Below are 22,145 nucleotides of genomic sequence, written 5' to 3' on the forward strand. Positions count from 1 at the left end.
TCATGCATTGACTTTGGTCGTGGTTGTCTCACTAATCTGTTGCAAACGTTTGCCGACAGGAGGCGACGGAATGACCCAGTCCCCCCGCCGCCGGTACGCCCTCGTGGGCGCCGGCTCACGGGCCGGCATGTTTCTCCGGGCGATCACGGGCGACCACGCCGACGTGGCCGAGCTGGTCGCCATGGCGGACACCAACCCGGCCCGTCCCGCGGTCCACAACGAGCGTCTCGCACGCCTCGGTGTCCCGCCCGTCCCGGTTTACGACGCGGCCGACTTCACGCAGATGCTGAAACGCGAGCGCGTCGACGTCGTGCTGGTCGCGACCGTGGACCGCTATCACGACCACTACGTCGTGGCCGCCCTCGAAGCGGGCTGCGACGCCATCACCGAGAAGCCGATGACCGTCGACGCGGCCGGCTGCCGCCGCATCCTCGACGCCCAGCGGCGGACCGGGCGTGACGTCCGGGTGACGTTCAACTACCGCTTCAACCCGCTGCACGAGGCGGTGAAGCGGGTCCTGGCGTCCGGCGAGATCGGTGAGATCGGCTCGGTCCACTTCGAGTGGCTGCTCGACGTCCGGCACGGCGCCGACTACTTCCGCCGGTGGCACCGTGAGAAGGAGAACTCCGGCGGCCTGCTGGTGCACAAGGCCGGCCACCACTTCGACCTGGTCAACTGGTGGCTCGACGACAGCCCCTCCCTCGTCTTCGCCGCCGGCCGGCTGTTCTTCTACGGCGATCAGGGACGCCGCCACGGGTACGCCCGCGACTACGACCGGGCGCACGGCGCGGCCGCGGCCGACGGGGACCCGTTCGCGCTGCGGATGGCCGACGAGCCGACGATGCGCGAGCTCTACCTCGAAGCCGAGCAGCACGACGGCTACCACCGCGACCGCAACGTCTTCGCGCCCGGTGTGACCATCGAGGACGACATGGCCGTGCTGGTCCGCTACGCCGGCGGCGCGTCGATGAGCTACCACCTCACGGCGTACGCACCGTGGGAGGGCTATCGGGTCATGTTCAACGGCAGCCGCGGCCGCCTCGAACTGGAGGTCGTCGAGAGCGACCATGTCGCGCCCGCCGCGGCCGCCGGCGTCAAAGGCGAGCCGGGCGCCGAGTCGACCGCCGAGCAGGGCTCGAAACGGCTGCTGGTCCGGCCGTTCTGGGCGCCGCCGCGGGAGATCGCCGTGGACGGGCTGTCCCGGCACGGGCACGGTGGCGCCGACGTCCGCATGCTCGCCGACCTCATCCGCCCGGACGCGCCCGCCGACCCGCTCGGGCGAACCGCGAACGCCGTCGACGGCGCCCGCGCCCTGCTGACCGGCCTGGCCGCCAACGAGTCTCTCGTACAGGGACAGGCCATCCGCGTGCAAGACCTCCTAGATCTCGAGGACATCAGGTGACCGACGAAGACCATCTCTTCCCCGCCGAGCAGAACCAGCGGCAGATCGCCCGCGAGCTGTACGAGCACGCCAAGGACCTGCCGTTGATCAGCCCGCACGGGCACGTCGACCCGATGCTGCTCGCCGACGACGTGGCGTTCGGAGACCCGGCCCGGCTGTTCGTGGTCCCCGACCACTACGTCACCCGGATGCTGGCCAGCCAGGGGATCCCGCCGGCGCGGCTCGGCGTGCCCAGTGTGGACGGCTCGGCTGTGGAGACCGACGGCCGGGCGATCTGGCGGCTGCTCGCCCAGAACTGGAAACTGTTCCGCGGCACCCCGTCCCGGCTCTGGACCGAGAAGGTCCTCGCCGACGTCTTCGGCATCACCCGCACGCTCAGCGCGGCCACCGCCGACGAGATCTACGACGAGCTGTCGGCCCGGCTCGCCGAACCGGACTACCGGCCCCGCGCCCTGTTCACCCGGTTCAACATCGAGGTGCTGGCCACCACCGAGAGCCCGCTCGACGAGCTGCACGCGCACGCCAAGCTGGCCGCCGACGGGTGGGGCGGCCCGGGCGGCCGGGTCGTCACCACGTTCCGGCCGGACAACCTGGTCGACCCCCAGTGGCCCGGCTGGGCGGGGCGGGTCGCCGAACTCGGCGCCCTGACCGGCCTCGACACCGGCACCTACCAGGGGTTCCTGGCGGCGCTGCGCAGCCGCCGGCAGGCCTTCATCGAAGCCGGCGCCACCAGCACCGACCACGGCCACCTCACCGCCGCCACGCTGAACCTGGACGACGCCGACGCGGCCGTCCTCTTCCGTAAGGCCCTCGGCGGCGGCGCGGACGCGGCCGACGCGGAGGCGTTCCGGGCACACATGCTGGTCGAGATGGCCCGCATGTCGCTCGACGACGGCCTGGTCATGCAGCTGCACCCGGGCTCGGTCCGCAACCACAACCACGACCTCCACCAGCGGCACGGCCGCGACGTGGGCGGCGACATCCCGTCGGCCACCGACTACGTGCACGCACTGCGGCCGCTGCTCGACGCCTACGGCAACGACCCACGCCTGCGGATCGTCCTCTACACCCTCGACGAGACCGCGTTCAGCCGGGAGCTCGCGCCGCTCGCCGGCGGTTACCCGTCGCTCTACCTGGGCGCGCCCTGGTGGTTCCTGGACAGCCCGGAGGGTCTGCGCCGGTTCCGCGAGGCGGTCACCGAGACGGCCGGCTTCTACAACACGTCCGGGTTCGTCGACGACACCCGCGCGTTCTGCTCGATCCCGGCCCGGCACGACGTGGCTCGCCGGATCGACGCCGGATATCTCGCGAAGCTGGTCGCCGAGGGCACGCTGCCGCTCGACGAGGCCGCCGAGACGATCGCGGACCTGGCCTACCACCTGCCGAAGCGGGTCTTCCGCCTGGACTCCCCGGCCGGGGAGGAGAAGGCATGACGGTGACCTATCGTCTCGGCCGCGGCGCCCTCGCCTCGCTCCCCGCCGCCAACCGGCCGGCCGTCGAGCCCGGGTCGGTCCGCCCCGGCATCGTGCACCTCGGACTCGGCGCGTTCCACCGCGCGCACCAGGCCGTCTTCACCGAATCCGCGGTCGCCGCCTCGGGCGGCGACTGGGGCATCGTCGGGGTGGCGCCGCGCTCCCGGGAGATTCTCGACAAGCTGCGCGAGCAGGACGGGCTCTACAGCGTCCTGACCGTCGGCGGTGGTGGGGACCGGGCGCGGGCGGTCGGCATCCTGGCCGGTCTCGGGCACGCGGCGGGGGACCCCTACGGCGTGGTGGCGGCCATCGCCGACCCCAACGTGCGGATCGTGTCGATGACCGTGACCGAGAAGGCGTACCGGCTCGACCCGGCCGGGGGACTGCTGCTCGACGACGAGCTCCGGGCCCAGCTGACCGGGCAGGCGCCGCCGACGACCGTACCGGCTCTGCTGGTCCGCGGCCTGCTCCGGCGCCAGGCCGCCGGCGCCGGCCCGCTCACCGTGCTGTGCTGCGACAACCTCCAGGGCAACGGCCCGCGCATCCGTGGTCTCGTCGAGCAGGCCCTGGACGTCGCCGGTGCACACCTGCCGGCTGGGGTGGCGTTCCCGGCCACCATGGTCGACCGGATCGTGCCCGCCACCAGCGCGGAGCACCTTCGGCGGACGGCGCTCGCGCTCGGCGCGGACGACGCGGCGCCGGTCGTGGCGGAGCCGTTCATGCAGTGGGTGATGCATGACGACTTCCCCGGTGGGCGCCCGGACTGGGCGGCCGCCGGCGCGATCTTCACCGATGACGTCACGTCGTGGGAGAAGCTGAAACTGCGGGCTCTCAACGCGGTCCACTCGGCGAGCGCTTATCTCGGGGCTCTGGCGGGCCGCGAGCTGATCGCGGACTCCCTGGAGATCACCGGCATGCCGGCGCTGCTGCGCCGCTTCATCGCCGAGGACATCGCCCCGACCTTCGAACCGCCGCCCGGCGTCACGGTGATCGGCTACGGCGAGACCGCCCTGGAGCGCTTCGCCAACCGCGAGCTGGGGCACCGCAACCTCCAGGTCGCGATGGACGGCACCCAGAAACTGCCGCACCGCCTCCTCGGCACCATCGCCGACCGGCGGCGGGCCGGCGCCACCCCCGGCTGGGCGGCGCTCGTGCTGGCCGCGTGGATGCGCTTCGCGCGGGGAACCGCCGACAACGGCGCCGCCCTTCACCTGGACGACCCGCTGGCGGCCCGGATCAAGGCCGCGCTCGCCGCGGCTCCGGACAACCCGGCCGGCGTGGTCGGCGCCCTGCTGGCCCTCGGTGAGGTGTTTCCGCCGCACCTGGCCGGCGACGACGTGCTGCGCGCCGAGCTGATCCGCTGGTACGGCGAACTGGACCGGCACGGCGTCGAGGCGACCCTCCGCGGGCTGGCCGCATGACGACGCGGGTCGCGCTGATCGGGGCCGGGGGCCACGGGCTCTGGCACCGCCGGGTGCTGGCCCGGCTCGCCGCCGCGGGCGAGGTCGAGGTGGCCGGTCTATGCGACCGGCAGCCGGTGGAGCCGCATCCGGACGCGCCGCTTCCCGGGGCGCCGTTCTTCACCGACTACACCGAACTGCTCGCGGTCGCGCGGCCCGACGTGGTGGTGGTCTGCACCCCGCCGCACGCGCACCTGCCGATCGCGCTCGACGTATTCGCGGCCGGCGCCGACCTGTTGCTGGAGAAGCCGCCGGTGATGTCGATGGCCGAGCACGAGCGGCTCGCTGCGGCGATCGCCGAGAGCGGGCGGCTCTGCCAGATCGGGTTCCAGGCGCTCGGGTCGGCGGCGCTGGCCGAGTTGTGCGTGGCCGCGCCGGCCGGGGACATCGGAGTGTCGGGGGCCTGGTGGCGTCCCGACTCCTACTACCGGCGCACGCCGTGGGCCGGCCGGCGGGAGATCGACGGGCGGCCCGTCTTCGACGGGGCGCTGGTCAACCCGTTCGCGCACGCGCTGATGCAGGCGCTGGTGGTGGCGGACTCAACGGCGGCGGGATTCCGCCCGGTGTCGATGGAGCTGGAGCGCCACCGGTCCCGCGAGATCGAGACCGACGACACGACGTTCCTGCGGCTCACCGGCGACGACGGGCGGCGGATCACCGTGGCGGTGACCCTCGCCTCGGCCGTGTTCATCGCCGGCGAGATCGCGGTCGGCGGGGCCGTCCTGGAGTACCCGACCGACCGTCTGCGCCTGCCCGGAGAGGCCGCGTTCCAGCAGGTGCCGGGACGCGCCGGGCTGCTGGAGAACCTGCTCGAACACCGGCGGGACCGGACGGTGCCGCTGCTGGCGCCGCTCGCGCGGACCGCCGGGTTCACGGCGGTGGCCGAGGCGATCGTGTCCGCCCCGGCGCCGCGGGAGATCGGCCCGCGATACCTGGAGCCGCACCCGGACGGGGGCGGCTCGGTCGTCGCGGGCATCGAGGAGCTGGTCCGGGAGGTGGCCGATACGGGGCGGCTGCCGTCCGAGATCGGGGTGCCGTGGGCCCGGCCCGGTCACCGGGTGCTGATCGACGGGGTGCCTGCCCACCGGGCGACCCGTTGACTCAGCCCGAAAGTCGCGTGACGGCCCGGCGCCGCCGGGACGTCGCGGGGGAGCCACGGGAGGGCCGGCCTGCGTTCGAGGGCTGGCTCTCCCGTGCCGGAAAGGGTTGTGAATCTAGCGAAAGGGAATGATTTCCATGAATGTCCATGGGGTCCCCGCTTGCCGGGGAACCGTCGAGTAGGGGCGCGGAGTGCGAACCGCTCTCGCCGCGACCATCGGCCTCGTCCTGGCCGCCGGTGTCGCTACTGTTCCCGCTTCCGCGGCTCCGGCGCCAGTGCCGGCCGGGGCGCGGGAGATCCTGCCCGCGAATGACGGGTGGGCGGCCGCCACCACCGGGACGACCGGTGGAACGACGGCGGACGACGCGCATGTGTTCGTCGTGCGCAATCGTGCCGAACTGGCCGCCGCATTGGCCGGCGGCACTGATCCGACGCCCCGGATCGTCCTGATCAAAGGCACGATCCGGGCCAATGAGGATGACGCCGGGAATCCGCTCACCTGCGCTGACTACGCCGATCCGGCGTACAGCCTGGACGCGTATCTCGCCGCTTACGACCCCGCGGTGTGGGGCCGGAGCACGCGGCCCTCCGGTCCTCTCGAAGAGGCCCGGGTCCGGTCGGCCCGCAACCAGGCCGCCCGGGTGCAACTGAAGGTCGGCGCGAACACGACGATCTACGGGTTGCCGAACGCGCGCCTGATCGGGGCCAACCTGCTGGTCCAGAACGTGGACAACGTGATCGTGCGGAACGTGCGGTTCGAGGACGCGGCCGACTGTTTCCCGTCCTGGGATCCGACCGACGGCTCGCTCGGCAACTGGAATTCCGCCTACGACCTGGTCACCCTGACCGGGGCCACGCACGTGTGGGCGGACCACAACACATTCAGCGACGGCGACAACGTCGACGCGAACCAGCCGCGGTATCTCGGGCGGCCCTATCAGGTGCACGACGGGGCGCTCGACGTCATTCGGGCGTCCGATTACGTCACCGCGTCGTGGAACGTATTCCAGGAACACGACAAGACGATGCTGATCGGCTCCAGCAACACGGTGGGCGCCGATGTCGGGAAACTGCGGGTCACCCTGCACCACAACAAGTTCGCCAATGTGGGGCAGCGGGTGCCGCGGGTCCGTTTCGGGCAGGTGGACGTCTACAACAACTACTACTACCTGACCGATGAGGACGCCTATTCGTACTCGTGGGGAGTGGGGGTCTACTCGGCGATCCATGCCGAGAACAACTTCCTGCTGCGCAGTGCGGATCTCGCCCTCTCCGACTTCGTCTACCACTGGGGCGGGACGGGGATGACCGAGATCGGCACGCTGACCCGGGTCGGCACCGGGCCGGTGCGGGCGGTCAGCCTGCTCGGCGAGTACAACGCCACCCACGACCCCGACCTGGGCACCGACGCGGGATGGACGCCGGCGCTGCGTGCCGAGCCGGTGACGCCCACCGCCGAAGTGCCGGCGCTGGTCGCCAGGAAGGCCGGCGCGGGCCGGTTGTGATCATGGTTTCCGGCCTGCCGTCGAGCAGGCCGGGAACCGCCTTCGCCACGGATCCGGGAACGCCCTGACCTGCGAGTTCACGTGAACTACGCTGACGGGCAATCCCGACTTTTCCGTATTTGCGGAGCTGGTTTCCCATGAATATTGCTGCCCTCCGCCTGGCGGCGGTCCTGGCCGGTCTCCTCCTCCTCGCGGGCCTCGCCCAGCCCGCCGGCGCGGCCGTCTCCACCGCGGTCATGGTCCCGCCCGGCACCGGCCCGGCCGCCCTCGAACAGATGCGCCGCGAGGTCGCCGCGGCGGCCCCGTGCTGGCGGGACGTCACCATCAAGTCGGTGGCGAACGGCCGGTACGTGTCCGCGGAGATCGGCCGGGAGGGCGGCGACTACGGCACGCTGCGGGCTCGCGCGGTCGCCCCCGGCAAGTGGGAGAAGTTCGTCGTCTGCCGCGACGCCGGTACCGGGGTGACCAGGATCCGGGCACAGGCCAACAACGACTTCGTCTCCGCCGAGCTGGATTACGCCGGCGCGAAGTACGGAGTGCTGCGCGCCCAGGCCGCCCGGGTCGGCGGGTGGGAGCGGTACTACTCCAACAGCGCCCCGGGTGGCCAGTTCTCCTTCTACGCCCGGGAGACCCGGCGCTGGGTCGCCGCGGAGGTCACTTTCGAGGGCGATCTGTACGGCATCCTGCGGGCGCGCGCCACGAGCGTCGGCGCCGAGGAGACATTCGTATGGTGAGGTTCCTTTAAAGAGGAACCCCTCAAACCTTAAGTTTTCCTTTAGTTCGATCTAGGGTGATCCGCGGCTGGGAGCGTTCCCGTATGGACCGATCGAGAAGGTGGTCCAACAGGAAGGCACGTAGATGAAGCGCTACCGGAGCTACCCGAACAACGTGGGGGGATCCAACATCCGGCGCTGGCGTGTGGCCGGCGTGGCGGGTGTCGCGGTGGCCCTGGTCGGTGTGGGACTGGGCGTGGCGGCCGCGGCCGACAACGGCGGCGTGCCCACGGTCAACTGTCCGACGGTGGCGGACAAGCTGGGTGCCGTCCCGGCCTCGGCGCAGGCGGAGATCGGCCGCAACCTGCAGCTTCTGAACACGCAGATCCAGGAGGCGAACGCCCGGATCGTCAGCACCCAGGGTCAGGGTGGCGCGAACTTCATCCAGAACGCGATCCTCGGCCCGCTGAAGGACAAGCGGTTCGCCGCGATCAACCGGATGGAGACGGCCATCGGGCGTAGCGCCGCGAAGCCGGACCTGAACGCCGAAGGTCTCTCCGGCTGCTCGCTCAACGCCGGCGGTGGCGGCAACGCCGCGCCGGAGCCGACTCAGGTACCGGCCGCCTCCGTCGCGGCGGGCGCCGCCGCGGCGGCCAACGTCCCGACGGTGAACTGCCCGAACGTCGTCATCAACGTGGCGGTCCCGGCGTCGGCGCAGGCCGAGATCGACCGGAACCTGGCGCTGCTGCAGACCCAGATCAACGAGGCGAACACCCGGCTCAAGAACACGGTGGGCCAGGGCGGCGCCAACTTCATCCAGAACGCGATCCTCGGCCCGCTGAAGGACAAGCGGACCGCGACCATCAACCGGATGGAGACCGCGATCGGCCGCACCGCCGCCAAGCCGAACCTGAACGCCGAAGGCCTGTCGACCTGCTCGCTGAACCAGAACGGTGGCGGCGGCAACGCTGCGGCGCCGACCGCGGCCCCGACAACCGCTCCGGCGAACAACGGCAACAACGGCAACAACGGTGGGAACAACAACGCCGGCAACGGCGCCGTCCCCACGGTGAACTGCCCGAACGTCGTCATCAACGTGGCGGTCCCGGCATCGGCGCAGGCCGAGATCGACCGGAACCTGGCGCTGCTGCAGACCCAGATCAACGAGGCGAACGCCCGGATCGTCAGCACCCAGGGTCAGGGTGGCGCCAACTTCATCCAGAACGCGATCCTCGGCCCGCTGGAGGACAAGCGGTTCGCCGCGATCAACCGGATGGAGACCGCGATCGGCCGTGCCGCCGCGAAGCCGAACCTGAACGCGGAGGGCCTCGCGCCCTGCAGCCTGAACGCCTGATCCACATCGCCTGACGGCCCGGCTGCGGACGCAGCCGGGCCGTTTCGCGTCCCCGGGCACCGTCGCGCGACGTGCGGGCCACAGTGGACGCCGACCTGGTCACCGTGGTCCGCTGGTTCCTCTGAGACCCCTTTCCCGGTACGGCTACGCGGGGCCGGCGTGGCGGTCCCCGCGACGAGGCGCCACAACCGGCCCCGGCGCGGCTCTCGGGCGGAGTCCCACCGCACCGGCTACGGCCGCCGTGGCTCCGAAAGCTCGCCGCCGAAGAGCAGCCCGTCATCCTCGAACAGCTTGTCCAGGGTCGGCCGGGCCGCCTCCTGCGCCTCCCACGCCTCCACCGCCTCGACCTCGGCGTTGCGGGCCTCCTCCACCAAGACCTCGGCGGCGACCGACGCCACATGCACCTGGTCGCGCACCTGCACGGTCTCGGCCACCGCCCGCTCGTACGCCCGGCGGGCGTCGCGCACCCGGCCGTCGTCCAACTGCTCGGCCGGCGGCCCGGCCTGCTGCCAGATGCCGTTCAACTGCTCCACCGACAGTTCGCCGCGCCGGTACGCCGCCAGCGCCGCACGCTGCACCAGCAGATGCGTCTCGTCCGCCGTCGCGACCCGGGCCTCCCAGCGGGCCTCCAGAAAGCGGTCCTCGGCACGGTCGCGTGCCCCGGCCGCCTGCTCGGCCCGCTGCCGTGCCTCGTCGGCCTCCGCCGCCGCCCGATCGGCGGCCGCCCGCACCGCCTCCACATCGTCCAGCAGCTCCTGCACCTCGCCCGGCACCGCCGGCGCCCGGGCCGGTCGCTGCCAGGCGGCCACCACCGCCACGCTGATCAGAACCATCACCACGGCCGCGGCAGCGACCGCTGCCCACGTCCAGACCATCTTCCGTGCCACCCCCGCGCTCGATCACCCTCGATCCGACCATAAAGGGATCAAATGATCCCTGCCACCCGAGCGGTCGCGCCGCCCAACCGCCGGGACACCCGATCGCCGATGGATAGCACTATCGGATAGCCTCATGCGCCGCGCGTACCTCGCTCGCGCCGATCCGTAACGCGGACGTGGTAGAAAGCGCGCCGACACAGGGAGGCCAACCGTGCCAGGGAACACCAGCGCGATCACCGAGACCGGCGGCGGGACGGCCCGGGCCGGCGGCAGCGTGGTCGTCTACCTGCCGGTCGGCGTCCGGTCGCGGCTGCGTGAACGGGCCGCGGCGACCGGCCGGTCACACACCCAACTCGTGTTCGACGCCCTCAACGCCACCCACACTCGGCTCGCCGACGTGCTCGGCGGCGCCGCCGAAGCGGCCGGCGAAACCGACGGGATCTTTCTCGTGCAGAGGTCCGGGCGGCGCCGGCACCGCGAAGACCAGGTCCAGGTGTCGATCCGGCCGCACCCGGCCAACCTCGCCGTCATCGACGACCTGGCGGCACGGCACACTACCGGCAACCGCTCCGCGCTGATCGCCGCGGCGCTCGACGAGTTCCTCCCCGCCGCATTGAAAGGCGTCTCCCCGTGAAGCAGCTCAACGACCTGATAGCGGACTTCTGGCGAGATTACGCCGCCCTGGTCCTGCTGGCCGGGGGACTGCTCGGCGTGCTGCTGCTGATCGGCTTCGCGATCTGGGCCAAACGGTCCAAGAAGCCGCTGCGGCCGCTCGCCCTCGCCTTCAGCATGAACCTCGCGCTGCTGCTCAACGCCGAAGGCATGTGGGTCATCGCGATCGACCAGCTCAAACTGCCGGCGATCTTCGCGGTGCTGGTCTTCGCCGTCTTCGAGATCTGCTTCCTGACCGCCACCTCGCTCGCCGCCGAGCAGTACCGGCGCACCTCCGTCCACGCGCCCGACGGCACCGTCGTCACCCCGGGCCACCCTGGCGCCATGCTCTGGATCGCGGCACTCATCGCCGGGCTGTCCGGCGTCATCGTGGCCAGCAACGCGGTCACCTTCACCGAGAAACTGCTGCGGCTCGCCGTACCCTGCGTGATTTTCCTGATGTGGTGGGCGGCGCTGACCGCCGCCGGGCAGCGGGTGCGGCGCGGCCGTTTCGCCTACAGCCCCCGCCGCCTCGCCGAACGCTGGGGATTCCTCATCCCGGACGACGACCCCGATCTGGTGCGGATGGCCGCCGAACGCCAGATCCGCCGCATGGTCGTCAACTACCACCGGGTCAGCGCCGGCCGCCTCCCCAAGTCGTGGTGGCGGTCCCGGCTGCTCAAGGACGCCCGCACGGCCGGCGAACCGGTCGTCGAAGAAGTGATCGAACAGCTCGCGCGGATCCAGCGGGTGATGGATCTGCTGGTGCCCGGCGGGACGAGGTTCGCCGCCCCGGTCGGGTCTCTCACCACCGCGGCCACGCCGGGATCTCTCGCTACCGCCGCCACGCCCGGCCTTTCCGGTCTCGCCGCAGCTGAGGGGTCCAGCCAGGACGCCGCCGAGCCGGCGCGTCTGCCGGTGGGGGCCGGTGGCACGGAAACTGCTCCGCTCGCCGTGGATGCCGTTACGGCGCTTTTGGAGCCGGTTGCCATGCAGGCCGCGCCCGCCCCGGCTCCGGCCGCCGCCTCTTCGGCTCCCGCTCCGGCCGCCGCCTCCTCGGCTCCGGCTCCGGCCTCTCCGGGGGCCTCGGCCGGGCAGGCTGTGCAGTTTGTTGAGCCGGTCCAGTTCGTCCAGCCTGCCGAGTCGCCCGCTGCCACGGCTTCTTCTTCGGTCGCCGCCGTTCCGTCGGTCGGTGCCGTTCCGCCGGTCGCCGTCGCGAACGGCCAGACGGTGTTTCACGGCCAGGACTCCGGCGAGGTCGTGAGCGTCTCCGCCGGTCACACGGGCCTGCCAGGCCAGAACGGCTCGGCCGTCGCCGGCGACAGCGCCGTGGTCGCTGATGCCCCGATGACCGCGGAGGTCCAGACGACTCTGAGCGGTCACACAGCCTCTGGCGGTCAGGCCGTTCCCCATGGACAGATGACCTCCGGTGGCCGGGTTGCTCCGGATGGGCGGCTCGGTTCTGGTGGGGACCCGGCCGCCGGTCCTCGGGTCGCTCCCGGTGGCCACGCCGGTCCGGACGGGCCGGGCGCTTCCCGCCGGTCGAGCGGCGGAGCGGGAGCAGCGGTTCCGGCCCAGCGCGGCGCGGGCAGCGACGCCATCTCGGCGTCGCCCGCTCCGGTCTCCCCGGCTCCGGCGGCGACCCCCTCCTGGGCTTCCACCCCGACCGGGGCCCGGCCGGCCGTGAGCATCGCCGGCTCACCCTGGTGGCGTCTGGCCGTCGACCGGCTCAGCAAGATGGTGGCCCAGGAGATCAGCGCCGACGACCTGCCGGAGATGAACTACCTGCGAACCAACGAACTGGCCCGGAAACTCGCGCCCAGAGTGCAGGAACTCGGCGAGGGCGTGGTCCGGACGTTCATCAACGAGTACGTCCGTGAACTCGACGGCGACCACGTGGAGTCGGCGTACCCGTGGCGCGACTTCCTCCCCGCCCCGGCGGTCGCGCCGGCCGGATCCGAGGCTTGGCGCAACGCGCTGGTCGATCTGCGTACCGCCCTGGAGGAGGAACTCGGCGAGGGTCAGCCGATGGACCCCGACGCGCTGGCGGACCTATTGGCCCCGAGCGCACCCCGGCTCGACGATGTCACGATCCGCGGCTTCGTCGGCGACTACCTGCTCGCGCTGAGCGGCATGACGGCGCCGGGCAACGTCCAGCCCTGGGCGGACCTGCTGCCGCGTCCGCAGCCGGTCCGCGCGGCCAGTGACGAGGACCTGCTGGACATGCACGGTGCCGAACTCTTCGAGCACCTGCGGGCCACCGGACGGCTGAGCCGGTACAAGGTGCAGGCGATCACCGGAATCAAGAGCCGCGTTCAGGCCGACCGCATCAAGTCGATCATTGAGGAGCGGTCGGCAGAGACCGCGACCGCCTAACCCCCACATGTCCGAAGGACATCCGTCTCGCCGCGCGGCCCCCTCAAGTCAGCTCAGCCGTAGCTCAGGCAAGCCCCGGCCGTAGCCCCGACCCACGCCGGGGAGTGCCTCGGCGACGGTGTTGGCGCGGCGGCAACCCCACGTTGGGGGTGGGGCTGGGGTGGCGGGTCAGGACGGGGTGGCTATCCACACCGAGCGGGTGCTGTGGACGGCCAGGTCGGGGCGGGTGCGGAGAGAGTTCGGGCCGTCGTCGGTCAGCAGGGCGTCGAGAGTGGTCTGGTCGTCGGGGGAGAGACGGTCGGTGAGCCCGGCGCGGAAGCGGCGCAGGGTGGCGTACGCGTAGCGGACGGCGGTGTCGGTGGGCGGTGCCGGCAGGTCGACGGTCAGGTCACGGGACTCGATGATCCGGAAGCCGACGGCGGTCAGACGGGCCGCCCAGTCCGAGCCCATGTGCGGGAGATGCTCGTTGCGGGCCTGCTCCATCAAGGTGTGGCAGCGGGCCTCCAGGCCGGGCCGGCCGATGCCCAGGTCGTCGGGGAGGAAACGGGGCATCGACTCCATCTCGATCATCGTGAGCAGGCCGCCGGGGCGGAGCGTGGCGCGGATGTCGCGGAGCACCTGGTCGGGGTCGGTCATGTGGTGCATCGAGGACGACGCCCAGATCAGGTCGGCCGGTCCGGTCTCCGGCCATCCCGTGTCGAGGTCGGCTTGGCGCGGGCGGACCCGGTCGGCGAGGCCGTGCCGCCGGGCGCTCTCGCCGAGATGACGCAGCATCTCCTCCGAGGTGTCGATCGCCGTCACCCTGGCCTCCGGGAAGTGCCGTAGCAGGGCGAACGCCCCCGATCCGGTGCCGGCGCCGAGGTCCAGCACGTCGCGCACCGGGTTGCCGGAGAGCTCGGCGATGCGGCCGATGAGCTCGGCCAGCGGACCGGCGGCGACCTCGGCATCGAGATCGAGCATCTCCTGCAACCCGTCACCGTGCCCGTGTCCGTGCCCGTCACCGTGCACGTGATCGCGCTCCTGGCCGTCGCTGTGAGCGTGGGCCGCGACGTGACCGTCGTCGGGGTAGCCGCCATGGCGGGGATCTGGGGCGTGGCTCTGGGTGGTGCCGCCTTGGCCGGAGGCGGCGCTGTGGGGGAGGGCGGCGTGGGCGTGGGGGTCTTGAGCGAGTGCCATGCGGTCGACTGTAGGACCGTTTTGCGGCTAGCGCATACAATCTTGCGTATGACGCAAGATGCTGAGGTGGACGCGCTGGTTCGGGCCCGAATCCGGGGGCTGCGGATCGCCAAGGGATGGTCGCTCGACGACCTCGCGGCCCGCTGCTATCTGAGCCCGTCGACGCTCAGCCGGATCGAGACCGGGCATCGGCGGATCGGCCTCGACCAGCTCACCGCCATCGCCCGGGCGCTGGGGGCCAGCCTCGACCAGCTCGTCGAGACCGCCGGGGACGCGGTGGTGATCAAGCCGCATCATCATCCGGAGCGGGGGATGACGACCTGGGTGCTCAGCGGTGACGAAGGGCGTGACGGGCTCACCGTGGCGCGGATCAGGATCAGTCGCCCGGCGTCGCGGCGGCCCGAGGACCAGCGGGTGCATCCGGGGCGGGACTGGTTCACCGTGCTGTCGGGGACGGCGGAGCTGCTGCTCGGCGAGCGGGAAGTGCTGGTGCGCGAGGGAGAGGCGGCTTCCTTCTCCACGATGATCCCGCACTCCTTCGGCGCCCGGGGCGGCCCGGCCGAGGTGATCGCGGTCTTCGACCCGGACGGCGAGCGGAACCACATCGACACGTGAGCGGGATGAACGAGCGAAGGACGTAACGGCGATCGACCGGGCGGGCCGGCGGTGGTGTTACGCCGAGGCGGTGGGGCGGGATGCCTCTTGCGGGAATCGGCGCATGCGTGGCCGTACCGGAAAAAGTCCTGAAGCCGCCCGGGGACGTCTCACCGGGATGGGGGAACGCAGGAGGCGCGCCAGGTGAGGGTGGCCTCGGCGTGCTCCGCGTGGGGTGTCGGGCCGTCGTCGAGGGCGAGGGCCATGGCCCGCACGCCCATCTCGACCAGCGGCAACCGGACCGTCGTGAGGGCGGGGGTGACGTCGCGGGCGATGGGCATGTCGTCGAAGCCGGTGACCGAGACGTCCTCGGGGACGCGGACGCCGCGTTCGCGGAGGGCCGCCATGGCGCCGACGGCCATCGAGTCGTTGAGGGTGATCAGCGCGGTGATGCCGGGTTCGGTGTCGAGCAGCGCGGACGCGGCGACGGCGCCGCCGTCACGGGTGAAGTCGGAATAGACGAGGCGGGCGGGCGGCAGCGCGACGCCGGCCTCGTCGAAGGCGCGGCGGAAACCGGTGAGCCGGTCGGTGGTGGTGGTCAGGTAGCGGGGGCCGGCGATGACGCCGACCTCGCGGTGGCCGAGGCCGAGGACGCGCACGCCCAGCTCGTAGGCGCCGGTCTCGTTGCCGGGCAGAACCGCGCTGCCGACCAGGCGGTGCCGGCCGATGACCGCGACCCGGCCGCCGGCCTGCTGGTACGCGTTCAGCTCGGCGTTGAGGCGTTCGGTGAACAGGTCGTCGTGGTAGCCGGAGCCGGCGAGGATCAGCGCGTGCACCTGCTGGGCGCGCAGCAGGGCGACGTAGGCGAGTTCGCGCTCCGGCTCCCGGTAGCTGTTGCAGATCACCAGGAGCCGGTCGTGTGCGCCGGCCTGACGTTGCAGGCCGCGGGTGATCTCGGCGAAGTACGGGTCGGAGACGTCGTGCACGATCACCCCGACCGCCGACTTGCGGGGGCGGGCGACGTTCTGCGCGTGCGCGTTCGGCACGTAGTGCAGCTGCGCGACGGCCGCCAGGACCCGCTCGCGGAGCTCCTCGTTGACCTTTTTCGCACTGTCGTTGATGACGCGGGAGACGGTCGCCGGGGAGACCCCGGCGAGCCGGGCAACATCCGCCAGGGTGACCGCCATCCGCACAGGTTAACGGCCCAGGAGCGTCAATGTGTCGACGACCCGGTTCGCGAAGCCCCACTCGTTGTCGTACCAGGCCACGACCTTGACCAGTCGGCCGTGCGCCGCGGTCAGCAGCGAGTCGAAGACCGACGATGCGGGGTTGCCGGTGATGTCGGACGACACGAGTGGATCGTCGGAGTACTCCAGGATGCCGCGCAGCGGCCCGGCCGCGGCCACCTGGAACGCGCTGTTGATCTCGTCGACCGTCACCGGGTGGCTGACCAGCGCGTTCAGCTCGACGAGCGAGCCGACCGGCACGGGCACCCGCACCGAATAGCCGGACAGCCGCCCGTTCAGGCGGGGCAGGACCGCGCCGATCGCGGTGGCGGCGCCGGTCGTCGTCGGCGCGATGTTCAGCGCCGCGGCACGGGCCCGGCGCGGGTCGCGGTGCGGGCCGTCCTGCAGGTTCTGCTCCTGCGTGTAGGCGTGGATCGTGGTCATCGACCCGGACTCGACGCCGGCCAGGTCGTCCAGCACCGACGCGATCGGGGCGAGAGCGTTGGTGGTGCACGAGGCGTTGGAGACCACGCGGTGGACGGCCGGGTCGTAGCCGCCGTGGTTGATGCCGTAGGCGATCGTGATGTCGGCGTCCTTCGCCGGGGCGGTGACCAGCACCTTCCGGGTCACGTGAGCGCCGGCGCCGGCGGTGAACCGGCCGGTGGACTCGACGGCGACGTCGATGTCGTGCCACGGCAGCCGGGCGGGGTCGGGCTCGGCGGTTACCGCGATCTTGTGACCGTTGACGATCAGATGGTCGCCGGCGGCCTCGACCTCACCGGGGAACCGGCCCAGGGTGCTGTCGTAGCGGAGCAGGTGGGCGAGGGTCGGTGCGTCGGCCAGGTCGTTGACGGCGACGATCTCTTCCGTGGCCGCCGCGCGGAGGACGTTTCGCCCGATTCTGCCGAATCCGTTGATAGCAATGCGCATAGGGCAACTCTGCGGCGTGGGGACGTCACGGGGCAGGCGGCGGAGCGCCGGATCCCGCAAGCTTTCCGCCAAACGCCTTCCGGTACTCGCTCGGTGTCGTGCCCAGGACCCGCTGGAAGTGCAGCCGCAGGTTGGCGCCGGTGCCCACCCCGACCCGGGCGGCGATCTGCTCGACGCTCAGGGCGCTCGCCTCCAGCAGGGAGCGGGCCAGGTCGATCCGGGCCCGCAGGATCCACCGCATCGGCGTGTATCCGGTGTCCTCGACGAACCGGCGGCCGAACGTGCGTGTCGACACGCCCGCGTGCCGGGCCAGATCGGCGACACCGATCGGCTCGTCCAGCCGGTGCAGCGCCCACTCGCGGGTCGCCGCGAACACCTCGCCGAGCGGTTCCGGAACGGTACGGGGCACGAACTGGGACTGGCCGCCGCTGCGGTACGGGGCCGCCACGATGGTCCGGGCGACGTCGTTCGACGCCCGCACCCCGTGGTCGCGCCGGATCATGTGCAGGCACAGGTCGATCCCGGCGGCCACCCCGGCCGACGTGAGCACCGGGCCCTCGTCGACGAAGAGGACACCCGGGTCGACGTGGATCTTCGGGTACTCGCGCGCCAGCGCCGGCGCCATCGACCAGTGCGTGGTGGCCCGCCGCCCGTCCAGGAGCCCGGCCGCGGCCAGCGCGAACGCGCCCGTGCAGATCGACACCATCCGCGCGCCACGGAACGCGGCGTCCCGCAACGCGTCGAGAATCCCCTGGTCAAGCTGCCGCAGCGGGCTGTTGTAGCCTGGCACGATCACGGTGTCCGCATCGCCGATGGCCTCCGGGCCGTGCTCCACCACGTAACCGAGCCCGTCGCGCCCTTCGACCGGCCCGGCCGCCAGTGAACAGTGCCGGATCTGGTAGGGCAGGCCGTGCTTCGGGGCGAAGACCTGCGCGCTGATCCCGACGTCGAGGGGGGCGGCGCCCGGCAGGACCAGGACCGCGATTCGATGTGATCGCACGTTGCCCACTCTGCCCCACCCCACGGGGCACCTGGAAACACGCAGGCCGCACGTGTACCGTGGGTCGGTCGCGGAAAGGACGGTCAGCGATGAGGGAAGACCGGAGTCGCTCCACGGGGCGCCCGACGCTGGAAGAGGTCGCGGCCCGAGCCGGAGTCGGCCGGGGGACGGTGTCCCGGGTCGTCAACGGGTCTGCTCAGGTCAGTCCTCGCGCGCGGGAGGCCGTCCAGCAAGCCATCGACGCGCTCGGCTACGTTCCGAACCGTGCGGCGCGCGCGCTCGTCACCCAGCGCACCGACTCGATCGCTCTGGTGATCTTCGAGTCCGGCGAGCGGTTCTTCGCCGAACCGTTCTTCGGCCGCATCGTGCAGTCGATCTCGTCGGTGCTGGTGGCGCGCAACCTGCAGATGGTCCTGATGATCGCGCAGGCCCCCGAGGAGCGGCGCCAGCTCGAGGGCTACCTCACCCGTCAGCACGTCGACGGCGCCCTGCTGCTCTCCCTGCACGGCGACGACCCGCTGCCGTCCTTCCTCGAGGAACGCGGCGTCCCGACGGTGCGGGCCGGCCGCCCCTACCACCCGGAACCGGTCAGCTTCGTCGACGCCGACAACCGCGCCGGCGCCCGCGCCGCCGTCACCTACCTGCGCGATCAAGGCCGCCGCTGCATCGCCACGATCACCGGACCGCTCGACATGGCGGTCGGCATCGCCCGCTACGACGGCTACCGCGACGTCGTCGGCGAAGGCCCCGCCGCCCGCGGCGACTTCGGCGAACTCAGCGGCGCCACGGCGATGGAGTGGCTGCTCACCCAGCACCCGCAGATCGACGCCGTCTTCTGCGCCTCCGACATGATGGCCGCCGGCGCGCTGCGGGTGCTCCGCAGGGCCGGGCGCCGCGTGCCCCAGGACGTCGCCGTCATCGGCTTCGACGACTCCGTCATCGCCCGGCACACCGATCCGCCGCTGACCAGCGTCTATCAGCCGGTCGAGCAGATGGGGCAGGAGATGGTCCGCCTGCTGCTGGCCAAGATCGACGGCGAGGAGCCCGCCGACTTCGAAACCGTCCTCCCCACCAGGTTGATCCTGCGCGGTTCCGCTTAAAACATCCTATTTCGTACGGCTAGTCGAAGCACCGTGGCTCCCACCGCGAGGCGGCTGCCGCTCCCGGCGACCTCGCGCCTTTCGGGCGGAGGCGGGTGGCCACCGGCCCGCCCGTCCTGCGTCCGGTAGCGCACGCCCTGCCCGGCGTCCGGTCGCGTCGAGCGTGTGGTCGGTCGTGCCGGGCGGTGGCCGGTCGTGCCGGGCGGTGGCCGGTCGTGCCGGGCGGTGGTCGGTCGTGCCGGGGCGGTGGTCGGTCGTGCCGGGGCGGTGGCTGGTCGCGCCGTGCGGGCGGGGTTGTGGGTGATCCCCAGGGCCGTGCACTTCGGGGTGGCGGTGACCGGCGGATCTGCCCGAAAGTCGCGTTGGGGCGTGGAGCGTGCCTGCCTCGCGTGGTAGTGCGGGGCGAGAAAGATGCGGTCGGGGGCGGGGTGGCCGTATCAGAGCATGTGTTTGATCTAGCTCTCTGGTTTCGGGCATGGAGATCGAGAACCTGCGGGCGCGGGCGGTGGAGATCGCTCGGCTTTACGACCAATATCACCGAGCGGCGGGGCGGGATGTCTGGGATACCAGGGACCTGGCGCTCGGGTTCGTGGGGGACGTCGGGGATCTGGCGAAGCTGGTGATGCGGTGGACGGGCGGCGGGAGATTCGCCAGGCGCGGGAACGACTCGGCCATGAGCTCGCGGACTGCCTGTGGGGCGTCGCCGGGCCTGGCGCCGGGCTTGGGGCCGATCCGGGGACCGGCGCCGAGTGCCGCCTCGGCCCCGAGGCCGGGCCGGGCTCGGGAGCGGCCGTCAGGGGGTGGCGAGGGAGCGGAGGTCGGTGAGGCGTTCCCGCAGGAGGGTGGCCTGGGTTTTGGTGATGCCGCCCTCGTTGGCGCGCTGGCGCACCTTGCGGAGCAGTTGGTCGACCTGTTCGGTGAGGCCGGCGCCGGTTTCGGCGTCGGGGTCGATCAACCGGAGCAGGTTCTGGAAGTCCAGAGCCACGTCGGGCCGGATCTCGCCGGCGTCCTCACCCCGTTCGACGGTGTCCTGGACGCGGCTCAGGGCGGCCTCCACGGTGAGGGTCGCGGCGGTCGTCCGCGCGGTGGCGGACGGGGGCGGAACCGGTGGGGGCGCCGACTGGGCCGGCGCGGCCGGCGCGGAGGGCGCGGAGGGCGAAGGTGACGGCGAAGGCGAAGGCGAAGACGACGGCGTGGGTGGTGAAGGCGACGTGGCGCCGGCCGGCGGACCGGCGAACTCGGCTCGCCCGTCATCGGCCGAACCGACCGCGTTGATCACCGCGATGAAGGCGACCGCCGTCGCGGCCAGGGCGATGCCGACGGTGATGCGGCGGATCGGCGGTGGGGCCGCCTCGCGGGCAGGCGCCGGCAGCACCTTGGCATGGCCGGTCGGCGGGGGTTTGGGCAGTGGGATCGTCAGGCGGGCGGGCGCGGACGGGACGAGCCTGGCCAGCGCCCGGCGGGCCTGCGCGGCGGTGGGCCGGCGGTGCGGGTCGTCGTCGAGGCAGCGGGTGATCAGTTCGCGGAGGCGGGCGGGCAGCGATCCGGGCAGCGGGGTGGGTCCGTGCGCCTGGGCGGCGGCGAGTTCCTCCCAGGTGTTCACGTCGTACGGCGGGTCGCCGGTGACCATCTCGAAGAGCAGCACGCCGAGGCCGTACAGGTCGGTGGCGGGTTCCGCGGGTTTGCCGTCGAGGCGTTCGGGGGCGGCGTAGGCGGGGGTGCCGAAGCTCACGCCGGTCTCGTCGTCGTCCGGTTCACCGGCGGCGGCGCTGATGCCGAAGTCGAGCAGTTTGACTCCGCCGGGGCAGAGCATCACGTTGCCGGGTTTGATGTCGCGGTGCACCACTCCGGCCGCGTGTGCGGCGGCCAGCGCCTCGGCGACGGCGGCGCCGATGGACACCGCCTCGCCCCACGGCATCGGGCCGCCGGCGTCGCACAGCCGGGCTGCCACGGTCTCACCGCTGAGTAGTTCCATCACGACGAACGGGACGACCGAGCCGTCCGGGCGGACCGCCTCCCGGTAGTCGTGGACGGCCGCGATGCCGGGGTGGGAGAGGCGGGCGGCGAGTCGCGCCTCCCGCCACGCCATGTGGGCGGCACGGGTGTCACCGGCCGGCAGCTTGACCGCGACATGCCGGTCCAGCAGCTCGTCGGTGGCCCTCCAGACCTGGGCCATGCCGCCGGTCTCGAGCAACGTGACGAGGCGGTATCGCGAGGCGAGCAGCACACCCGCGGCCGGCCAGACATCGTGCATCCCAGGACATTCGCCCAGTACCGCGGCGTATGTCAACTCCGGTGTGAGCGTCACGCGGCGCATCTCACCGTCCGTGAGAATTCCCGCCGCAACCGAGCCGCAACCGTGCGGGCCACCAGCCTGAACCCGAAGCGCCGAACCATAGTGTTCACCCCCGAGATGAGGAGTTCGGTTTCATGCGAATCCGCCGCACCGCCGCTGCCATCGTCATGGTCGCCGCCGTCACTGTTCCCACGGCCGTGACCGCCGGGACCGCCTACGCCGCCGCCGGCTCCTCGTCCGCCGCGGCCGCCGCCAAGAAGCCGGCTCCGGTGAAGCCCCCCGTCAAGAAGCCCGCTCCGGCGAAGCCCCCGGTCAAGCCCCCGGTCAAGAAGGTCAACTTCCAGGCCAGCGGCACCGTCACCGCCGTGGACGCGGCCGCCGGCACGATCACGGTCGCGGCGAAGAGCGGCACCAAGGACGTCCGCGGCAAGACCGTGACGATGACCGTCCCGTCCGGTGCGACCATCGTGCTGAACGGCAAGAAGATCAAGGTGGCCGGGCTCGCGGCCGGTCACAAGGTTTCGGTGACCGGGACCCGGGTCGACGCCGACTACACCGTCGCCAAGGTCCAGGCGAGCGGGAAGGCGGTCAAGCCGAAGCCCACGCCGTCCACTCCGACGACGCCGCCGACCACCGAGCCGACGACGCCGCCGACTTCGGAGCCGACGACCCCGCCGACCACCGAGCCGACGACGCCGCCCACCACCGAGCCGACGACGCCGCCGACCTCGGAGCCGACGACCCCGCCGACCACCGAGCCGACGACCCCGCCCGCCGAGGACCCGGCTGAGGAGCCCGCCGAGGAGCCCGCCGAGGAGTCCGCCGAGTAAGCCTCCGGGGGGGCGGGCCCCCCCCCCCCCCCCCCAAGCGGGGGGGGGGGGGGGGGCGGGGGGGTTTCGAGCTAGAGGGCCCC

18 protein-coding genes are annotated in these 22,145 nt (G+C 72.2%); 12 read left to right on the top strand and 6 right to left on the bottom strand.

Annotated features, from left to right (window positions below; genetic code table 11):
• The first annotated feature begins 70 nt into the window (after positions 1-70).
• The 7 genes from QLQ12_RS20980 to QLQ12_RS21010 all read left to right on the top strand — a co-directional run bounded on the left by QLQ12_RS20980 (position 71) and on the right by QLQ12_RS21010 (position 9,005).
• Complete coding sequence (locus tag QLQ12_RS20980) at positions 71-1,402, top strand: Gfo/Idh/MocA family protein (RefSeq protein WP_282761924.1); 1,332 nt, start codon at positions 71-73, stop codon at positions 1,400-1,402.
• The gene (gene uxaC, locus QLQ12_RS20985; RefSeq protein ID WP_282761925.1) at positions 1,399-2,835 is read left to right on the top strand and encodes a glucuronate isomerase; all 1,437 of its coding nucleotides are present in this window, start codon (positions 1,399-1,401) and stop codon (positions 2,833-2,835) included. Before QLQ12_RS20980 ends, uxaC begins: the two co-directional genes overlap by 4 nt.
• Positions 2,832-4,295: a mannitol dehydrogenase family protein gene (locus QLQ12_RS20990; protein WP_282761926.1), complete on the top strand. Its 1,464-nt coding sequence runs from the start codon at positions 2,832-2,834 to the stop codon at positions 4,293-4,295. Before uxaC ends, QLQ12_RS20990 begins: the two co-directional genes overlap by 4 nt.
• Positions 4,292-5,434: a Gfo/Idh/MocA family protein gene (locus QLQ12_RS20995; protein WP_282761927.1), complete on the top strand. Its 1,143-nt coding sequence runs from the start codon at positions 4,292-4,294 to the stop codon at positions 5,432-5,434. The genes QLQ12_RS20990 and QLQ12_RS20995 overlap by 4 nt, the downstream gene beginning before the upstream one ends.
• A 190-nt stretch (positions 5,435-5,624) precedes the next feature.
• Positions 5,625-6,938: a pectate lyase family protein gene (locus QLQ12_RS21000; protein WP_282761928.1), complete on the top strand. Its 1,314-nt coding sequence runs from the start codon at positions 5,625-5,627 to the stop codon at positions 6,936-6,938.
• Between the two features lie 137 nt (positions 6,939-7,075).
• Positions 7,076-7,672, top strand: coding sequence for a fascin domain-containing protein (locus QLQ12_RS21005; protein ID WP_282761929.1), 597 nt, complete (start codon positions 7,076-7,078; stop codon positions 7,670-7,672).
• Between the two features lie 124 nt (positions 7,673-7,796).
• Positions 7,797-9,005 (top strand): hypothetical protein, encoded by a 1,209-nt coding sequence (locus tag QLQ12_RS21010; RefSeq protein ID WP_282761930.1) that lies wholly within the window; start codon positions 7,797-7,799, stop codon positions 9,003-9,005.
• A gap of 230 nt (positions 9,006-9,235) precedes the next feature.
• Here QLQ12_RS21010 and QLQ12_RS21015 read toward each other — a convergent pair whose 3' ends face one another.
• On the bottom strand, positions 9,236-9,892 hold the full coding sequence (locus QLQ12_RS21015) for a hypothetical protein (RefSeq protein ID WP_282761931.1): 657 nt from the start codon (positions 9,890-9,892) through the stop codon (positions 9,236-9,238).
• A gap of 202 nt (positions 9,893-10,094) precedes the next feature.
• On the opposite strand from QLQ12_RS21015, the gene QLQ12_RS21020 reads away from it, so the two are divergent.
• Together QLQ12_RS21020 and QLQ12_RS21025 are read left to right on the top strand one after the other, a co-directional pair.
• On the top strand, positions 10,095-10,517 hold the full coding sequence (locus QLQ12_RS21020) for a hypothetical protein (RefSeq protein WP_282761932.1): 423 nt from the start codon (positions 10,095-10,097) through the stop codon (positions 10,515-10,517).
• Positions 10,514-12,910 (top strand): MFS transporter, encoded by a 2,397-nt coding sequence (locus QLQ12_RS21025; protein WP_282761933.1) that lies wholly within the window; start codon positions 10,514-10,516, stop codon positions 12,908-12,910. The genes QLQ12_RS21020 and QLQ12_RS21025 overlap by 4 nt, the downstream gene beginning before the upstream one ends.
• Positions 12,911-13,078: 168 nt before the next feature.
• On the opposite strand, the gene QLQ12_RS21030 is transcribed toward QLQ12_RS21025, so the two are convergent.
• Entirely contained in the window at positions 13,079-14,086 is a 1,008-nt protein-coding gene (locus QLQ12_RS21030; RefSeq protein ID WP_282761934.1) for a class I SAM-dependent methyltransferase, read from the bottom strand.
• A gap of 48 nt (positions 14,087-14,134) precedes the next feature.
• Here QLQ12_RS21030 and QLQ12_RS21035 point away from each other — a divergent pair, with 48 nt between their 5' ends.
• Positions 14,135-14,701, top strand: a complete 567-nt coding sequence (locus tag QLQ12_RS21035; RefSeq protein ID WP_282761935.1) for a helix-turn-helix domain-containing protein — start codon at positions 14,135-14,137, stop codon at positions 14,699-14,701.
• A 149-nt stretch (positions 14,702-14,850) separates the two neighbouring features.
• On the opposite strand, the gene QLQ12_RS21040 is transcribed toward QLQ12_RS21035, so the two are convergent.
• Genes QLQ12_RS21040 through QLQ12_RS21050 form a run of 3 tightly spaced genes read right to left on the bottom strand, consistent with a single transcriptional unit; the run spans position 14,851 to position 17,836 of the window.
• Entirely contained in the window at positions 14,851-15,867 is a 1,017-nt protein-coding gene (locus QLQ12_RS21040; protein ID WP_282761936.1) for a LacI family DNA-binding transcriptional regulator, read from the bottom strand.
• A 9-nt stretch (positions 15,868-15,876) separates the two neighbouring features.
• Positions 15,877-16,836, bottom strand: a complete 960-nt coding sequence (gene gap, locus QLQ12_RS21045; protein WP_282761937.1) for a type I glyceraldehyde-3-phosphate dehydrogenase — start codon at positions 16,834-16,836, stop codon at positions 15,877-15,879.
• A 25-nt stretch (positions 16,837-16,861) separates the two neighbouring features.
• Positions 16,862-17,836 (bottom strand): GlxA family transcriptional regulator, encoded by a 975-nt coding sequence (locus tag QLQ12_RS21050; RefSeq protein WP_282761938.1) that lies wholly within the window; start codon positions 17,834-17,836, stop codon positions 16,862-16,864.
• Between the two features lie 89 nt (positions 17,837-17,925).
• On the opposite strand from QLQ12_RS21050, the gene QLQ12_RS21055 reads away from it, so the two are divergent.
• A complete protein-coding gene (locus QLQ12_RS21055; RefSeq protein ID WP_282761939.1) occupies positions 17,926-18,936 on the top strand; it encodes a LacI family DNA-binding transcriptional regulator in 1,011 nt (336 codons plus the stop codon).
• 793 nt (positions 18,937-19,729) lie between these two features.
• On the opposite strand, the gene QLQ12_RS21060 is transcribed toward QLQ12_RS21055, so the two are convergent.
• Positions 19,730-21,190: a serine/threonine-protein kinase gene (locus QLQ12_RS21060; protein ID WP_282761940.1), complete on the bottom strand. Its 1,461-nt coding sequence runs from the start codon at positions 21,188-21,190 to the stop codon at positions 19,730-19,732.
• Positions 21,191-21,366: 176 nt separating this feature from the next.
• Between QLQ12_RS21060 and QLQ12_RS21065 the strand changes: the two genes are divergently transcribed.
• Complete coding sequence (locus tag QLQ12_RS21065) at positions 21,367-22,062, top strand: hypothetical protein (protein WP_282761941.1); 696 nt, start codon at positions 21,367-21,369, stop codon at positions 22,060-22,062.
• Positions 22,063-22,145 lie beyond the last annotated feature (83 nt).

It is taken from the genome of Actinoplanes sandaracinus, from assembly GCF_030009775.1.
Classification (GTDB): Bacteria; Actinomycetota; Actinomycetes; order Mycobacteriales; family Micromonosporaceae; genus Actinoplanes; species Actinoplanes sandaracinus.

What these genes read in the sequence shown, in the direction of transcription:
- QLQ12_RS21060 (WP_282761940.1), bottom strand. Translation starts at nt 21,190, where the DNA reads ATGCACGATGTCTGGCCGGCCGCGGGTGTGCTGCTCGCCTCGCGATAC.
- QLQ12_RS21030 (WP_282761934.1), bottom strand. Translation starts at nt 14,086, where the DNA reads ATGGCACTCGCTCAAGACCCCCACGCCCACGCCGCCCTCCCCCACAGC.
- QLQ12_RS21065 (WP_282761941.1), top strand. Translation starts at nt 21,367, where the DNA reads ATGCGAATCCGCCGCACCGCCGCTGCCATCGTCATGGTCGCCGCCGTC.
- QLQ12_RS21055 (WP_282761939.1), top strand. Translation starts at nt 17,926, where the DNA reads ATGAGGGAAGACCGGAGTCGCTCCACGGGGCGCCCGACGCTGGAAGAG.
- QLQ12_RS21010 (WP_282761930.1), top strand. Translation starts at nt 7,797, where the DNA reads ATGAAGCGCTACCGGAGCTACCCGAACAACGTGGGGGGATCCAACATC.
- QLQ12_RS20990 (WP_282761926.1), top strand. Translation starts at nt 2,832, where the DNA reads ATGACGGTGACCTATCGTCTCGGCCGCGGCGCCCTCGCCTCGCTCCCC.
- QLQ12_RS20980 (WP_282761924.1), top strand. Translation starts at nt 71, where the DNA reads ATGACCCAGTCCCCCCGCCGCCGGTACGCCCTCGTGGGCGCCGGCTCA.
- QLQ12_RS20995 (WP_282761927.1), top strand. Translation starts at nt 4,292, where the DNA reads ATGACGACGCGGGTCGCGCTGATCGGGGCCGGGGGCCACGGGCTCTGG.
- gap (WP_282761937.1), bottom strand. Translation starts at nt 16,836, where the DNA reads ATGCGCATTGCTATCAACGGATTCGGCAGAATCGGGCGAAACGTCCTC.
- QLQ12_RS21035 (WP_282761935.1), top strand. Translation starts at nt 14,135, where the DNA reads ATGACGCAAGATGCTGAGGTGGACGCGCTGGTTCGGGCCCGAATCCGG.
- QLQ12_RS21040 (WP_282761936.1), bottom strand. Translation starts at nt 15,867, where the DNA reads ATGGCGGTCACCCTGGCGGATGTTGCCCGGCTCGCCGGGGTCTCCCCG.
- QLQ12_RS21005 (WP_282761929.1), top strand. Translation starts at nt 7,076, where the DNA reads ATGAATATTGCTGCCCTCCGCCTGGCGGCGGTCCTGGCCGGTCTCCTC.